We start from the raw sequence: 15,673 nt of genomic DNA, 5'->3' as shown, positions 1-15,673 counted from the left end.
CGTTGCCCCTCCTCTTAGACCTCTTGCAAAGCAGGAGGCACTTCTTTGTACCCTTTCGATTTGAAGAATCCGACCAGCACGCCGATCACCATCCACGAGAAGCCCAGGACATATGTCATCGTGTCAAAGCCCATCCAGACAAACAGCAGCACGCCAAACCCGATCAGCGGGAAGATCAGATACCCGACCACCCCTTTAGCGCTGCGCACCTTCTTGCGGAAGAAGAAATGATAGATCACCGTGATGTGCAAGATCATAAACGATGTCAACGCACCGAAGTTGATGTACTTGATGATCGTCTCCAGATCGGCCAGCGCCGCGATCAGCACCGACAGCAGCGCCACAAAATACGTCGCGTTGGCCGGCGTATGGAACTTCGGGTGAATCTTGCCGAGGAACCCGGAGAACGGCAGCAGCTTATCACGGCCCATCGAATACAAAATGCGGGAGATCGCCGCCTGCACAGTCAGCGCGTTGGCGATGCCGACCGCCGCAACGCCGACCATGATCCACATAAAGTAGAGGAAGTCGCCGCCGACGATGCGGGTGATGTCAAAAAACGCCATGTCCGGATCCAGATTGGTCACATTCGGCTGCACCAATGCGGCCATGTAAGCCTGAACCATAAACAGCGCGCCGATCAGCACCAAAGCGGCGACCGTCGCCTTGCCGACCGTCTTTTTCGGGTTCTTCACCTCTTCCGACAAGGTCGAGATCGAGTCAAACCCGAGGAAGCCAAGCACGGCGATCGAAGCGGCCGTAGCCAAGAAGCTGAAATCGACCTTGTCCGCCTGATAGATCGGCGCTGCCGAGAAGCCACCCGCACCTCCGCCGTCGATAAACACATATTTGATGGCAAACCAGAGGAACAAAAACACCGTCAGCAGCTCGACGATCAAAAACATGAAGTTCGTCTTCGCTGCCAAAGACACGCCCCGGACGTTGATGTAGGTGTTGATGATCAAAAACACGATCACCCAGACGAACGCCGGTACGGACGGAATCACGCCGGAGATCCAGATCCCGGCGAAAGAATACAGCAGCGCCGGCACCAAGATGTAGTCGATGATGATCAGCCAGCCGGTGACAAACCCGATGTGCGGATTCAGCCCGCGCTGTACGAAGGAATACACGGAGCCGGCGTACGGAAATTCCCGGCTCATCTTGCTATACGAAAGCGCTGTAAACAACATCGCAATGATCCCTACCAGATAGACGAGCGGTGTCATCCCAAAGCTGCTCGGCGCGATCAGGCCATAGACTTGCGCAGGCGCAATTGGCAGCATGGTCACCAAGCCGAAGATGACCAGATCTTTGAATGTCAGCGTTCTTTTCAACTCCTGTTTGTAGCCATAACTTGAACCAGTTTGCATTTCCATCTGTGCCATGCCAACACACCTCTTCCATTTCCGCTAAGGATTTTTGGATATTCCCCCACAATGGAAATAAACAAGTCCCTACCGCTATTTCGGAATATTCTTTAAAATCTTAATCTTCTAAATTTACATGTGATCGAATATTCCCTTGGATTGAATTATTATTTTTTGTTCATTATACATTAACGCGCATGTTTTGTAACCACTTGATGTGAGTTTGCCCGGAAATTTCTCAATTGCCTTAAAAAAAGACATTATGAGCACTCATTAATACCCCCTATATATAGAGTACCGCATTTTTACAGGAAACCCTTTAGTACTAGCAAGATTCGAATAAAACAGGAAGAAGGAACTACTCTAATTTAGATGCAAAGCCCTAGATCTAGGGGGTCGCCAATTTTCTATAGCACTTCAACAAGGCTCATTTTCTTTACTTTCCTCCGCCCTCCTTGCGAGTCTATAGACCCAACCCCTTTGCATGCTCGAGCTTGAGAACGATTTTAATTTCACTTCAATCATTTCAAAGACACCTCCTTCTGTTTTATATATTTAGATCCAAACCTAAAATATTTTCTAAATAATCAGAATAGACAAAATACGACAAATCGAATAAAGTAGAAAGAGGACTTAATGAGGAGTGGGATGCATGAAACGTTTAACTACCACCTTGCCGGCCCTGCTGGTGACAGTTCTCCTGACGCTTTTTACCGCAGAGGCGTCGGCCGTCTCGCTGGCGATTCCCGATGCCGGCCAGCTTGTGGTTCCTGCCCAACTCCCGCTGATCGCTCATCGCGGCGCCGCGATGCTGGCCCCGGAAAACACGATCCCTGCTTTTGACGCTGCTGTCGCCCTGCAGGCCGAGTCGCTGGAATTAGACGTTCAGATGAGCCGGGACGGCGTCTTGGTCGTCCTGCATGACAGCACCGTCGATCGCACAACGAACGGCAAAGGTGCGGTCAAAGAGTTAACCTTCGCCGAACTTCGCGCCTTGGATGCCGGAGTTAAATTTGACCAGACGTTTCGCGGGACGAAGGTGCCCACCCTCGACGAAGTGCTGACCCGCTACGGCAGATCGACCGGTCTCTTGCTGGAGTTGAAAGTTCCTTCCCGCTACCCTGGCATCGAAGAAAAACTGGCTGCGCTGCTGCGGCAGCATCAGCTCGATACGGCCGACAGCAACGTCGTGGTGCATTCGTTCGACAGCCGCTCCCTGCAGCAGTTTCACCTCCACGCGCCTGACGTCCCGGTCGGCGTGCTGATCAAGCGCAGCGACAAGCTGAATGAAGCGCAGTTGCGCCGCTACGCCGCCTTTGCCGATTCGATTCATCCGAATCTCAAACTTGTCACCCCGTCGCTCGTCGAGCAGGTGCATGAACTGGGCATGAAGATCATCCCTTGGACCGCACAGTCCCCGGAAGACATTCAGGTGCTGGCTGCGGCAGGCGTTGACGCCGTGATCACCGATACCTTTACCAGATAAAAAAGCGCACAGACAGTGAATGTCTGTGCGCTTTTCGTTCGTTTACTGTTTACGTAAGCGATCCGGTCAATTCGTATTGCTTCGCCAGCGCGTCGATTTCCTTCTTCAATTCTTCGACCATCGTCGCTTCTGGAATCTTGCGCACGATTTCACCGTGGCGGAACAGCAGTCCTTCGCCGCGGGAGCCTGCGATGCCGATGTCCGCCTCACGCGCTTCACCCGGGCCGTTGACAGCACAACCGAGCACAGCAACTTTGATCGGAGCTTTGATCGTCGAGACGTACGCTTCGATCTCGTTGGCGATCGAGATCAGATCGATCTCAATCCGACCGCAGGTCGGGCAGGAGATCAGCGTGACCGCGTTCGATGCCAGACCAAACGACTTGAGCAGTTCGCGGCCGACTTTGATCTCTTCGACCGGATCGGCCGACAAGGAGACGCGCATCGTCGACCCGATGCCTTTCGCCAGCAGCGCGCCAAGGCCAGCCGCACTCTTCACCGTGCCGGAAAAGATCGTGCCGGCCTCGGTGATGCCAAGGTGCAGCGGATAGTCAAAACGCTGGGCAGCCAGCGTGTAAGCTTCGATCGCCAGCGGCACGTCGGACGCCTTCATCGAGATGATGATGTCTTCAAAGCCGAGGTCTTCCAAGATGCCGACATGCAGCTCCGCGCTCTCCAGCATTCCTTGTGCGGTCGGGTAGCCGTATTTGTCCAAAATGTGCTTCTCCAGCGATCCGGCGTTCACGCCGATGCGGATGGGCACGCCGCGCTCTTTGCACGCTTTGACAACCTCTTCCACCTTCTCGCGCTTGCCGATATTGCCCGGGTTGATCCGTACTTTGTCAATCCCGTTTTCCACCGCTTTGACAGCGAGCTTATAGTCAAAGTGAATGTCAGCGACCAGCGGAATCGAGATCTGACGTTTGATCTCTTTGATCGCTTCTGCCGCTTCCATGTTGTTGACAGTGACACGAACGATCTGGCAGCCTGCATCTTCGAGGCGCTTGATCTGTTCCACGGTCGCCTTTACGTCGGCCGTCTTGGTCATGGTCATCGACTGCAGGACAACGGAGTCCGAGCCGCCGATCGTGATATCGCCGACCTGAACCGGCCGCGTCTTGGAACGATGAATCAACATTCTTCCACTCTCCCATTTCAATGTCTTGGTGCCTGCGAGAGATCCTAAGACAATTGTACCAGCAACCGTTCGATTCGTACACGCACCTGATCCGGCAATTCCCCTTGCAAGGCCTGTCTGAGCAGATCTGGCCGCGATACGCCATTTTTTGTAAGATATGCTTCGATCTGCTCCGCTTTTTGCGCTTTTGCCGGGTAGAGCAGGTAGGTCACATACCAGTCTTCCAGCGCCGTGAGCGGGACGAGTACCCCGTCGAGCGCCATGCTGCCAGTGATCGAAGCGGCGGAGAACTGCTGTTCGTACATGCCCGCTGCATGCTCGATCCGATAGCCGGCAATCAAGTCGATCTCGATGCCATCGACGGTGAACTGCGCAAACGTGCGCGAAGCAAACGGCGCCTTGGGCAGCCCTGGCCCGCCTGTGCCCAGCCGCTTCAAGACGGCAAGCGCACGGGCGGCAGAATCGCTTGTGACCAGCAGATCGAGATCGCGCGGAGCACAGGGGATTCCATGCGCAAGGAGCAGGCGCGAACCGCCTACTCCCCAGATGATCTCTTCACTTGCCAACGCGGCACAGAGATGGGCCAAAACCGCATCGAGCGCCTGCCGCTCGGTCATGCTTCCATATCCAGTTTGCGCACGACCTCCAGCGCTTGCTGGCGGGCCCATGCGTCGGCTGCCATCACCTCTTCGAGGCTCGGGTGGCTCAGGAGCTGATGACGGTCCATCACGCGCTCCACCGTCCGTTCAATGTCGAGGAACCCGATCTTCTCTTGGCGGAACAGTTCATTGGCCACCTCGTTCGCCGCGTTGAGCACCGTCGGCATCGAACCGCCGGCCCGCCCGGCTTCAAAACACATGCGCAAGAGCGGGAAGCGGTCAAAGTCAGGCGCGCGAAAATGCAGCTGCGCGACTTCCAACAAGTTGAGCCGCTTGAACGGCGCTGCCAAGCGATGCGGATAGGTCAGCGCATATTGAATCGGGATGCGCATGTCGGGAGAGCCAAGCTGAGCCAGCACCGACCCGTCCACAAATTCGACCAGGGAATGGATGATGCTTTCCGGATGCACGACCACATCGATGCGGTCATACGGCATTCCGAACAGCCAGTGCGCTTCGATCACTTCCAAGCCTTTATTCATCAGCGTCGCGGAGTCGACCGTAATCTTCGCCCCCATCGACCAGTTCGGATGGTTCAAGGCCCCGGAGACGGTGGCCGTTTTCATCTCTGCGCGCGTCTTGTCACGGAAAGAGCCGCCCGACGCCGTCAAAATGAGACGCTCGACGTCGACGGGACGCTCTTGGTGCAGGCATTGGTAGATCGCCGAATGTTCACTGTCCACCGGGAGGATGGCACAGCCATTGGCACGAGCCAGATCCGTCACCAAGTGGCCGGCGGCGACCAGCGTCTCTTTGTTGGCGAGCGCGATGTCCTTGCCCGCTTCCAGCGCCTTCATCGTGGGCACAAGGCCGACGGAGCCGACGACCGCCGTTACCACCACATCGACATCAGGATGGGTGGCGCAGGCGATCAGCCCTTCGATGCCGGTCAGCACTTCGACCTGCGAGCCAAAGCGGGCGCGCACGGCGTCCCGCCCTGCTTCATCAGCAACGGAGACGATCTCCGGACGAAACTGTTCGATTTGCAAGAGCAGCAGGTCGATGTTGCGACCTGCTGCCAAAGTTGCGACGCGAAACTCTTCCGGGTGGTTCTGCACAACGTCAAGCGTCATCGTGCCAATCGACCCGGTCGAGCCGAGCAATGCGATCGTTCGAGACATTCAGTCACCTCATATCTGGTGCGTTCCAAGCTAGTGTATGAGCGCCAAAATCCAGTAATACGCGATCGGCGCGCTAAAGATCAAGCTATCAAATCGGTCGAGCACACCGCCGTGCCCCGGCAGCAGGGTGCCGGAGTCTTTGACGTTTAGCGACCGCTTCAATCCGGATTCCACAAAATCACCGAGCTGCCCGACGATGGAGAGTACCGCCGAGAGGAGCAGCCACGGCCCAAAGGGCAAGTCGTACATCGCGGCAAAGATCGAGCCGACGACGATGGCACCGACCACGCCACCGACCGAACCGGACACCGTTTTGTTCGGCGAGATCGCAGGCCAGATCTTCGGCCCTTTCAGCGACCGCCCGACAAAATAGGCAAACGTGTCGGTCGTCCACATCAAAATCAGCAGGAATAAGAAGTACTGCAGCCCCAAATCCGCCTCTGTGCGAAGCAGGGCGGCGCTTTGCAAGGCAAGGCCGAGATAGAGCGTGCCTGCGAACAGGAAACCCATGTCTTGGAACGTGTAGCGGTTCTTGGTCACCACGCTGACCGTCAAAAACGCAAACAGCACGACGATCAGCCAAAAGATCGAAATCGAATCGGGGGCAGCCGACAGCTGCCACGTATCCCGCCACAGCGGGTTGCTGACCAGTGCCAGCGTGACGACGTAGCCGAGCAGCGCCGGAGCGGACATGCTGCCAAAGCCCCGCATTTTCACCAGCTCGCGGTACCCGAGCACCGCGAGCAGCGCCACGACCAGGCTAAAAGCCACACCGCCCAGCCAGACGACACCCAGGAAGAGGGCGCCGCCGATCACGCCAGTCAGGACTCGTTGGTATAACATGCTGCGTCCCCCTCTATTTTAGTCCGCCAAATCTTCGGCCCCGTCCCTGAAATTCGCGAATGGCGTGGAAGAAATCTTCCCGTTTAAAATCTGGCCAGAACATGTCAGTAAACCAAAGTTCGGTATACGCAACCTGCCAGAGCAGGAAGTTGGACAGGCGCACTTCGCCAGACGTGCGAATCATCAGATCGGGGTCCGGCAGTCCGCGGGTCAACAGCGCGTCGTCCATCGTCTGTTCGTCGATGTCTTCCGCTTGCAGCTTCCCGTCCGCCACGTCTTGGGCAATCTGCTTCACCGCATGGAGCATCTCGGCGCGGCTTCCGTAGTTCAGCGCGATATTCAAGATAAGACCGGTGTTGTCTTTCGTTTTCAGCTCCGCATCCCGCACGACTCTTCGCGTGTGCTCCGGCAATCCTTCCGGATAGCCGAGGATGCGGATGCGGCAGTTTCTCTTCATCAGCGTTGCCAGTTCCAACCGCAAAAACTCTTCCGGAAGCCGCATCAAAAAATCGACCTCATCGGTGGGGCGCTTCCAGTTCTCGGTGGAGAACGCATACAAAGTCAGCACCTTGACGCCGATATCATCCGCTGCCGTGGTGATCTCCTTGACGGTCTGCATCCCGGCGCGATGGCCGGCGATGCGCGGCAGACCGCGTTTTCTGGCCCAACGTCCGTTCCCGTCCATAATGATGGCTACGTGGTTTGGCACGCTGTCCAGAACGATCCCATGTTCATCTGTCTGTTCCTTCGGTGCTTTTTGAAAAAAACGAATGAGTCGTTGTAGCATACAGGATGTCCCCCACGTCAAAAATACCCCCCTCTTGCCAAGGGGGGCGACGGTTTATACTTCCATGATTTCTGCTTCTTTAGCCACCAGCAACTTGTCAATTTCCCCGATGTAACGGTCGGTTTCCTTCTGCACTTTCTCTTGCGTGCGACGGCTTTCGTCTTCGGAGATCTCGCCGTTTTTCTCAAGCTTCTTCAGGTCATCGTTGATGTCGCGGCGAATGTTGCGGATGGCAACACGGCCTTCTTCTGCCATTTTCTTGACCATCTTCACCATCTCTTGACGGCGCTGTTCGGTCAGCTGCGGGATCGAGATGCGGATCACCGAACCGTCGTTGGTCGGTGTCAGACCGAGGTCCGCCTTGATGATCGCTTTCTCAATGTCAGCCAAGCTGCTTTTGTCCCACGGCTGGATGACCAGCATGCGCGGTTCCGGAGCGGAAATGTTCGCCACTTGGTTGACCGGCGTTGCGCTGCCGTAGTAATCCACTTGCACGCGATCGAGCAGCGCCGGAGTTGCGCGACCTGCGCGCACAGTTGCGAATTCGCGCTTCAAGCTGCCGATCCCTTTTTCCATGCGGTCATTCATATTCTTCATCAGTTCATTGACCATGTATGGTTCACCCCTCAACAGTAGTCCCGATCTCTTCGCCGAGGATCGCTCGTTTGATGTTGCCTTCTTCCGAAATGTTGAATACAACGATCGGAATCTTGTTATCCATGCACAGCGTAATCGCCGTCGTATCCATCACACCAAGCCCTTTGTTCAGCACATCCATATAGGAAAGCGTGTCAAACTTGGTCGCTGTAGCTACTTTTTTCGGGTCGGCATCGTAGACGCCGTCCACGTTGTTTTTCGCCATCAGGATGACTTCCGCCTCGATCTCCGCCGCGCGAAGTGCAGCGGTGGTATCGGTGGAGAAGTACGGGTTACCAGTGCCTGCTGCGAAGATGACAACACGGTTTTTCTCCAAGTGCCGGATGGCCTTGCGTCTTATGTATGGCTCTGCAACTTGGCGCATTTCAATGGATGTCTGAACACGCGTATCCACACCGATGTTTTCGAGCGCATCCTGCAAGGCGAGTGCGTTGAGCACAGTCGCCAGCATGCCCATATAGTCTGCCGTCGCACGATCCATGCCCTGCTTGCTGCCGGAGACACCGCGCCAAATGTTGCCGCCGCCTACAACAACGGCTACTTGTGCGCCAAGATCGACAATGTCGCGAATCTGCAGCGCAACCGAGGAAATAACCGGTGCCGTGATCCCATAACCGGCTTCACCGGCAAGTGCCTCACCGCTCAATTTGAGAATGACACGCTTGTATTTTGGTTGAAGCATTGCCTATCCTCCAATACAGTAGTTTCTACGTGATTTATCCATTTCCTGCCGTGGCTTAAAAAAAGGGAACACGAAAAGTGTTCCCACTGGTGACCTTAAAGTTGCAAACTTACTTCTTAACTTGGCTCATAACTTCTTCTACGAAGTTATCAACTTTCTTCTCGAGGCCTTCACCCATCTCCCAACGAACGAAGCGACGGATGTTGATGTTTTCACCGATCATCGAGATCTTTTCTTTTACGATGGTCTCGATCGACTTGTCCGGGTCTTTTACAAACCCTTGCTCGAGCAGGCAGTTTTCTTTGTAGTACTTCTGCACGCGGCCTTCGACCATCTTGTCGACGATGTTCGCCGGCTTGCCTTCGTTCAGAGCTTGAGCGCGCAGGATTTCTTTTTCGTGTTCGATTACTTCTTGCGGAACTTCTTCGCGGGTCAGGTATGTAGGTTTCGCAGCTGCGATATGCATCGCGAGGTCACGTACAAAGCCTTTGAAGTCGTCGTTCTTCGCTACGAAGTCGGTTTCACAGTTGACTTCGAGCAGAACGCCGATCTTGCCGCCAGCGTGGATGTAGGATTCTACAAGACCTTCCGCAGCGATGCGGCCGGATTTCTTCGCAGCAGCTGCGAGGCCTTTTTCACGCAGGAAGTCGATCGCTTTTTCCATGTCACCGTTGGTTTCAACAAGAGCTTTTTTGCAGTCCATCATGCCCGCGCCGGTTTTCTCGCGCAGTTCTTTAACAAGTCCAGCAGAAATGGTCATTGTCATTTCCCTCCTTGGTTTTATCTTACCCTAAATCGAGTAGAAAAAAGGGTGGTTAGGGCTTTACACCCTAAAGCCACCCTTTCGAAACTACTCGTTTGTGTTATCTTCGCCTTGACGACCTTCCAGGATCGCGTCAGCAATCTTGCCGGTGAGCAGTTTCACCGCGCGGATTGCATCGTCGTTGCCCGGAATTACGTAGTCGATCTCGTCCGGATCGCAGTTGGTGTCAACGATTGCAACGATCGGGATACCCAGTTTGCGTGCTTCAGCAACCGCGATGCGCTCTTTGCGCGGGTCGATGATGAACAGCGCGCCCGGGAGACCCTTCATGTCCTTGATACCGCCCAAGAATTTCTCGAGGCGTTCCATTTCCTTCTTCAGGATGATAACTTCTTTCTTCGGAAGGACTTCAAAAGTGCCGTCTTGCTCCATTGCTTCGAGCTTCTTCAGACGGTTGATGCGCTTTTGAATGGTGGAGAAGTTGGTCAGCGTGCCGCCCAGCCAACGCTGGTTCACGAAGAATTGGCCTGCGCGCTCTGCTTCTTCCTTAACGGAATCTTGAGCTTGCTTCTTGGTGCCTACAAACAGGAGGTCTTTGCCTTCTGCGGACAGGTCGCGAACAAAGTTGTACGCTTCCTCTACCTTCTTAACAGTCTTTTGAAGGTCGATGATATAGATGCCGTTACGTTCGGTGAAGATGTAGCGAGACATTTTCGGGTTCCAACGACGGGTCTGATGACCGAAGTGAACGCCTGCCTCAAGCAGTTGTTTCATGCTGATGATCGCCATGATCCTCAGCCTCCTCTCAAGATGGTTTTTTCCTCCGCCGCCGTCAATCCGCTTCGACACTCGCCCCGTGGGCCAGCACCTTCGAAACAGTCAGGCTGGCGTGTGTTGTGTTTTCACACCGTTGATTACTATAGCATATGGTTCAAGCTTGTGCAAGAGCTACCAAGAAAAAAACAACCAGGCCTGGTGTACCATGCCCAGTTGTTCCAGAAACGGCAAAATCCGCCTATTGGGAAGGCGGTGTGGCGATCGTTTTTAAAACTTCCTGCGGGTCGGAATTCTTCTTCAGTTGATACGTGCCTGACCGGATCGGATTCGGCCAGTTCTCGCGCAGCGCGATCAGGCGGTTACCGTCCTGAAGCACCCCCGATGCCTGCAGCAGGATCGCCACATCGGTCGTACCCATGCCGGGCTGGATATAGATAAAGACACCGCTGTCCGCCGTGTTTTTCTTCAGTTCCGCTTCTTTTTGTTGGGCTCCGTCCGCTTTGGCACCAGCCAGCTGCTTCTGGTAGTCATCCTCTGGCAAAACGACCATCCCGGCTTCCTTCGCCGCCTGTCGCCAGTCGGTTTGCGTGGCCGGCTGCTCTTGCTGCGGGTGCTCTGCCGCCGGCGTTTCCGCTTTCGGCAGCAGCGAGTTGCCGCCGGCGATAACCAGCGTCGCTGCGATCAGCCCTGTCCCAAGCCCGAGAAAAAAGAGCCGCTTGTCCATCAGGCTTCACCTCGCTTGGCCAGGCCGATAACCAGCAGGATCTCGCCGACGCCGATGCCCGTATCGCGGGCGATCTGTTCCGGTGTGAGTCCCTGGCGCGACAACGTGAGCACGTGAGCATATTTTTCCTGCATCACAAAAGCCGGTTTTGCCGTCTCCTCTGCCACCGTCGCTGCAGCGACGGCTGCCGGTGCCGGAGCAGCCGAAACTAACGCTGCCGGCGTCTCCTGCGTAGGCATCAGGTCTGGCTGCGGTGCTGCGGCGAGCTTGGTTTCGAGCTCGATGATACGCTTTTCCAAAGTGCGGATGATCTTGTTTTGACTTGCGATCTGCTCTTTTTGTTCGATCTGAAGCTTGTTGAAGCCATCGATCAGCTTGACGTTGTCGCGCTCGAGCTCATTCATGAAATCATCGAGCAGGTCTTTGAGCTCCTGATCGACTGCTGCCGGTGCCGGGCGATCCGGCGCCGGTGCTTGTGCTGTCCCTTTCGTGCGGGTAAGCGCATAGAGGACGAGCGCAAGTCCGATCAGTGCTACGTAAAGGTAGAGTTGATTCACCATCAGTGCGGTCCCCGCTCTCTTACATCTTGATGTCCAGGCGATGCCCTTTATAAGGGTGAGGAGCAGCCGCTTCCTGCTGCCTGCCGTCTTGAGACCGGTCCTGTCCGCTCTCCTGCCGTGCGTCGCCTTCCCGCTTGTCACGGTGCTCGGCGCGTGCGCTTTCTTCGGAATAGGTCACCGTCTGATCCCGCTCTGCCGTCCGGCTCGCCAAGGCTTCCGCATGCATCGCGTTGGCCAGGACGGTCTGGTGCTGTTGGTTTTGCATCAGCCTGCTGTGTTCCACCGTTCTTGGCACTGCGACTTGCAATTCCACCGCTTTGAGTGACATCAGAGCGCACCTCCCGACTAGTAGACGACGCTCGCAGTCAGTTCGCCGTCCGCAATCCCGTAGACGACAGGACCTGTGCGCGTATCGCGCAGATACGCCACCTGCTGTCCGAGCGTGAGTTTGACACCGCCGTACAGAAGCTCGTAACAATAGACTTTTGCCCGTTTGGTGTCGAGCAAGATCGCTTCGATCTCTGAGCGGCGGAACATCAGTTCCTCTTCCTCGCTCAGGTAATGCTGGTAGGTGGCCGTCAAGTTCTGGCGCAGCGCTGCCTTGTCGGGAGGCAACTGGTTGCCGATGCCGGCCAGGTTGTCGAGCAGCGCGAGGGCTTTTTTCGTCTTGTCCATGTTCTGATGCAGGTCTTTCATCTTCTGCTGCAGTTCCTGCATCTCCGTCCGCAGGTGCGGATGGACCCCTACTTCCACCTCGGTCGGAGTCGCCATCGGTGAACCGAGTGTGCGAGTGCGCACCTCTTCACCGGCGCGGACCAGACCGCCGACGATCACAGCTTTCTGCGCTTCCATCATGATGTTGCGCCCGGCGGAGATGTTGCAGTGCATGATCGAGTCACGAACGATCACATCGACGCCCGATTCGACGATCGCCCCTTGCATGAAGCGTGCGCGCACAGTGCCGCCCGCTTTGATCAAGCCTTTGCCTCGTGCCTGTACGCCGCCGCGGATGATGATGTCGCCGCCCGCTTCGAGCACAGCATTCTCCACGTTGCCGGCAACTTCGATGTCGCCGGCTGCCACGATCCGAAAGCCCGGTAGCACGTTTCCGCGGATGCGGACATTGCCGAGGAAATCGATGTTGCCGACAGAGAAGTCGATGTCGCTGTTCACTTCAAACACATCGAAGACGTGGATTTTCACATCGCGCGGCGTATAGGAAACATGGCCGTCTTTGTCAGCGATCAGTTGGAGCCCGTCTTGGCTGATCACCGTATTTTTCCCTTGCGGCAGTCGATAATCCCGACCCGGTTTCGCCATGATCGGACCACCGTTCACTCCCACGCCTTGCACGCCTTCGGTCGGCATTTTCTTTTTCGCCAAGATCTGGCCTTTGCGCACGGTGCGCACGACGCCAAGATCAAAGAAATCGACCCGCCCGTCCTCTAATTCGCGCGGAACGCGCTCGCTGTCTTCGAGCATGACGTCGATCACAGCGTTGTCGCCGTTGATCGGCGCTTTGCCGACAGCCACCTTTTGCTTGAAGCCGATGTAGCCGCGGGGATTCATGCAAATCTGCTGGCAGGCCACCATGTCGATGCCGAAGGTGACGGCGTTGTTGCGCAGATGCTCGACTAGGCCGTTGTATGTCAGATGCGGAAAATTTTGTTCTTGCAGCAATGTCTCGCTGAGCGTCACATAGGCAGTAAATCCGCCTTCAACCGTTACTTTGCAGTTTTTGAGCCAAAAGGCGCTCTCGTCTTGTTTGTGCTCCATGTTCTTCCCCCCCACTGTCAGAACCCTTAGCTTCTCAACTCTTGCTTCTGACGGCTCAAGGCTCCGCGCAGTCGATAGATCGCCTTGGTGTGCAGTTGCGAAACCCGGGAGCCAGACAGCTCCAAAATCTCCGCGATGTCTTTGAACGAAAATTCTTCATAATAATGCAGCGTGACGACAAGGCGTTCTTTTTCCGGGAGTCGGGCAAGGACTCTCGCCAACACGTCTTGCACCATCGACCGTTCCATAGATGTCTCAGGCTGAGGAGCGTTGTGATCGATGATCGTATCGGCCACCGTCACCGCGCTGTCTGTGTCGTCCTTTTTCAGAATCCCATCAAGCGATACAAGCGGGGAAACGGACAATTCATACAAGGTCTGCCGAAATTCAGCAATCGGCATCTTCAAACGTGCTGCGATCTCCTCGTCTTCAGCCGAGCGCAGCAGTTCATGCTCCAATCCTGCATAGGCCGCCTCGATCTCCTTCGCCTTGGCGCGCAGGGAGCGCGGCACCCAGTCCTGGCTTCTCAGCCCGTCGAGCACCGCGCCGCGAATCCGCCACGTGGCAAAGGTGACAAACTCATAGCCGCGCTTCGGGTCGAAGCGCTCGATCGCCTCAATCAGGCCGAGCGTGCCCATGCTGACCAGATCGTCGAAGTTCACAGCAGCGTTCCATGTGCTCGACATCTTGTAGACAACTTTTTGCACCAGTGGAAGATGAGCGACCACGAGAGCATCGCGCGCCTGTTTGTCATGATCTTGCTGCCAACGTGTCCATAATAGGTCTGTTTGCTCCAGATGCTGCAGTTGCTTCATCTCCACCACCACCTATCAGTCCAATTCTTTGAGATGCCGCAATGCATCTGCCATCTTGCGGGCGTCGTCATCGGAGAGCGGTTCGCGGGTCAGCGCCTGATGCAGCGGAACGAAATCCGCCTCCAGCTCCTCCATCTGCTGCTCTTCGTGCGAAGCGCTGCCCGGCGACTGTTCGGGAAGCAGCAGATCGATATGTTGGCCGCGCACTTCTTCGCCTTGCGAGTCCCCAATCAAGTTGCGCAGGATGAACTTCAGAACATAACCGAAAACAAACAGACCAAGCAACCCGACAGCCCCGCGGGTCAGACTGGTAAGCATCGTGTTTCCAGCGGCCAGCGACAAACCCATCGCCAGAAAAAATCCAAACACGCCAAGTCCAACTTGCAGCCCAAGTCCGTTTTGTTTTAGCATCATCAGATCGTCGTAACTCCTTGCTTTGCTGTTCGAATCACAAGCGCTCCGTCCGCACCGCTCAACTCGATCGTCCGGCCGCAGTTGCCGCCTGTGTCTTCCGCTGTCACCGGAATGGTGTACAGCGTCAGCGCCTGTTTGACCGCTTCCACGTTGCGCGGCCCGATGCGCATCAGATCGCTTTGCCCGGCAAACGTAAACATCTGCGCGCCGCCGGCCAGCTTTGCGATCATTCGCCTTTTGTTGGCGCCCTTTTGCTCCATCAGCTGAATCAGCAGCGGAACGGCAGTGTTGGCGTATTTCGCCCGGTTCTTCTCTTCCGCATTGGCCGCGGCAGGCAGCATGATATGGGCGAGCCCGGCCACCTTGGCATGCGGATCAAACAAAGCGATGCCCACGCATGACCCGAGCCCGGTCGTGCGCAGCGAGTCAGGAGATGTTGCGGTGCCGAGATCGGCCATTCCCACTCTGATCACATTCATGCGCTCTCCACCCCTAAAGACTGGAACAAGATATTGACAGAACCGGGGTCAGGGAGCAGAAAGAAGTGACCGTGTATCTCCAACTCCCCTTGGCGAAACTCGGTGTCGACGACGAGTGCATAGTCGGACACCTGGCCCAACTGAATCATGCCGATGCTTAAAATCGCGCCCGCCATATCGACAGCCAGTGCAGGCGGAGTCGGCGAGGTGTCCTTTTTCGTAAAGTCGGCCAGCGACGAGAGATATGATCCGGCCAGGATGTTCCCGATCTCCTGCAGTGCGGAGATCTCCATCTCGGAAAATTCATCATGCTCGCTGGAACCGTATTCGCCGACCAGGCCGGAGACCAGGCGCTTGGCGCTCTCTTGGTGCAGCAGGAAGAAAATGCTGCCCGGAAGCTCGCCTTCGATGCGCAGGAAGATCCCGATCACCAGCTGTTCAGCACCGCCCACGACGTCTGCGATCTCATCAAAACCGACGACCGAAACGCGAGGCACATTCATTTGGATATCGGAATGCAGGAGCTTGGACAAGGCGGTTGCCGCATGTCCGGCCCCGATATTCCCGACTTCGCGCAGGCAGCTCAGTTGGATTTCTCCGAGATTTCGGATATCCTCCATCA

The 15,673-nt window shown here is 55.9% G+C and carries 19 protein-coding genes; 1 reads left to right on the top strand and 18 read right to left on the bottom strand.

Annotated features, from left to right (window positions below; translation table 11 throughout):
* Positions 1–14: 14 nt before the first annotated feature.
* The gene (locus tag EV586_RS00300; RefSeq protein ID WP_132943097.1) at positions 15–1,388 is read right to left on the bottom strand and encodes an APC family permease; all 1,374 of its coding nucleotides are present in this window, start codon (positions 1,386–1,388) and stop codon (positions 15–17) included.
* Positions 1,389–2,022: 634 nt separating this feature from the next.
* Here EV586_RS00300 and EV586_RS00295 point away from each other — a divergent pair.
* Positions 2,023–2,856: a glycerophosphodiester phosphodiesterase gene (locus EV586_RS00295; protein ID WP_132943096.1), complete on the top strand. Its 834-nt coding sequence runs from the start codon at positions 2,023–2,025 to the stop codon at positions 2,854–2,856.
* 49 nt (positions 2,857–2,905) lie between these two features.
* Here EV586_RS00295 and ispG read toward each other — a convergent pair whose 3' ends face one another.
* The 17 genes from ispG to EV586_RS00210 form a co-directional block, all read right to left on the bottom strand.
* The gene (gene ispG / locus EV586_RS00290; RefSeq protein WP_279388240.1) at positions 2,906–3,994 is read right to left on the bottom strand and encodes a flavodoxin-dependent (E)-4-hydroxy-3-methylbut-2-enyl-diphosphate synthase; all 1,089 of its coding nucleotides are present in this window, start codon (positions 3,992–3,994) and stop codon (positions 2,906–2,908) included.
* A gap of 44 nt (positions 3,995–4,038) precedes the next feature.
* The gene (locus tag EV586_RS00285) at positions 4,039–4,611 is read right to left on the bottom strand and encodes a hypothetical protein (protein ID WP_132943095.1); all 573 of its coding nucleotides are present in this window, start codon (positions 4,609–4,611) and stop codon (positions 4,039–4,041) included.
* Positions 4,608–5,774 carry a 1-deoxy-D-xylulose-5-phosphate reductoisomerase gene (locus EV586_RS00280; RefSeq protein ID WP_132943094.1) on the bottom strand — a complete coding sequence of 389 codons (1,167 nt, stop codon included), beginning with the start codon at positions 5,772–5,774 and terminating at the stop codon, positions 4,608–4,610. Before EV586_RS00280 ends, EV586_RS00285 begins: the two co-directional genes overlap by 4 nt.
* Positions 5,775–5,804: 30 nt before the next feature.
* A complete protein-coding gene (locus tag EV586_RS00275) occupies positions 5,805–6,617 on the bottom strand; it encodes a phosphatidate cytidylyltransferase (protein ID WP_132943093.1) in 813 nt (270 codons plus the stop codon).
* Positions 6,618–6,630: 13 nt separating this feature from the next.
* Positions 6,631–7,404: an isoprenyl transferase gene (locus EV586_RS00270; RefSeq protein WP_132943092.1), complete on the bottom strand. Its 774-nt coding sequence runs from the start codon at positions 7,402–7,404 to the stop codon at positions 6,631–6,633.
* A gap of 54 nt (positions 7,405–7,458) precedes the next feature.
* Positions 7,459–8,016, bottom strand: a complete 558-nt coding sequence (gene frr / locus EV586_RS00265) for a ribosome recycling factor (protein ID WP_132943091.1) — start codon at positions 8,014–8,016, stop codon at positions 7,459–7,461.
* Positions 8,017–8,023: 7 nt separating this feature from the next.
* Positions 8,024–8,743 (bottom strand): UMP kinase, encoded by a 720-nt coding sequence (gene pyrH, locus EV586_RS00260; protein WP_132943090.1) that lies wholly within the window; start codon positions 8,741–8,743, stop codon positions 8,024–8,026.
* Between the two features lie 109 nt (positions 8,744–8,852).
* Complete coding sequence (tsf, locus tag EV586_RS00255; protein WP_132943089.1) at positions 8,853–9,503, bottom strand: translation elongation factor Ts; 651 nt, start codon at positions 9,501–9,503, stop codon at positions 8,853–8,855.
* A gap of 90 nt (positions 9,504–9,593) precedes the next feature.
* Positions 9,594–10,295 (bottom strand): 30S ribosomal protein S2, encoded by a 702-nt coding sequence (gene rpsB, locus EV586_RS00250; protein WP_132943088.1) that lies wholly within the window; start codon positions 10,293–10,295, stop codon positions 9,594–9,596.
* 226 nt (positions 10,296–10,521) lie between these two features.
* On the bottom strand, positions 10,522–11,007 hold the full coding sequence (locus EV586_RS00245) for a hypothetical protein (protein WP_132943087.1): 486 nt from the start codon (positions 11,005–11,007) through the stop codon (positions 10,522–10,524).
* Entirely contained in the window at positions 11,007–11,567 is a 561-nt protein-coding gene (locus EV586_RS00240; RefSeq protein ID WP_132943086.1) for a DUF6115 domain-containing protein, read from the bottom strand. Before EV586_RS00240 ends, EV586_RS00245 begins: the two co-directional genes overlap by 1 nt.
* Positions 11,568–11,586: 19 nt before the next feature.
* Positions 11,587–11,895 carry a hypothetical protein gene (locus EV586_RS00235; RefSeq protein ID WP_132943085.1) on the bottom strand — a complete coding sequence of 103 codons (309 nt, stop codon included), beginning with the start codon at positions 11,893–11,895 and terminating at the stop codon, positions 11,587–11,589.
* Between the two features lie 17 nt (positions 11,896–11,912).
* The gene (locus tag EV586_RS00230; protein ID WP_132943084.1) at positions 11,913–13,343 is read right to left on the bottom strand and encodes a DUF342 domain-containing protein; all 1,431 of its coding nucleotides are present in this window, start codon (positions 13,341–13,343) and stop codon (positions 11,913–11,915) included.
* Positions 13,344–13,369: 26 nt separating this feature from the next.
* Positions 13,370–14,158 (bottom strand): sigma-70 family RNA polymerase sigma factor, encoded by a 789-nt coding sequence (locus EV586_RS00225; protein ID WP_132943083.1) that lies wholly within the window; start codon positions 14,156–14,158, stop codon positions 13,370–13,372.
* A 15-nt stretch (positions 14,159–14,173) separates the two neighbouring features.
* Complete coding sequence (locus EV586_RS00220; RefSeq protein WP_132943082.1) at positions 14,174–14,572, bottom strand: hypothetical protein; 399 nt, start codon at positions 14,570–14,572, stop codon at positions 14,174–14,176.
* Positions 14,572–15,051 carry a chemotaxis protein CheD gene (locus EV586_RS00215; RefSeq protein WP_132943081.1) on the bottom strand — a complete coding sequence of 160 codons (480 nt, stop codon included), beginning with the start codon at positions 15,049–15,051 and terminating at the stop codon, positions 14,572–14,574. Before EV586_RS00215 ends, EV586_RS00220 begins: the two co-directional genes overlap by 1 nt.
* Positions 15,048–15,671, bottom strand: coding sequence for a chemotaxis protein CheC (locus EV586_RS00210; protein ID WP_132943835.1), 624 nt, complete (start codon positions 15,669–15,671; stop codon positions 15,048–15,050). Before EV586_RS00210 ends, EV586_RS00215 begins: the two co-directional genes overlap by 4 nt.
* Between the last annotated feature and the right edge of the window lie 2 nt (positions 15,672–15,673).

Source organism: Tumebacillus sp. BK434, assembly GCF_004340785.1.
Lineage (GTDB): Bacteria > Bacillota > Bacilli > Tumebacillales > Tumebacillaceae > Tumebacillus_A.
Note: the sequence above shows the minus strand (reverse complement) of the source record. Positions and strands in the feature narration are given on the sequence as shown.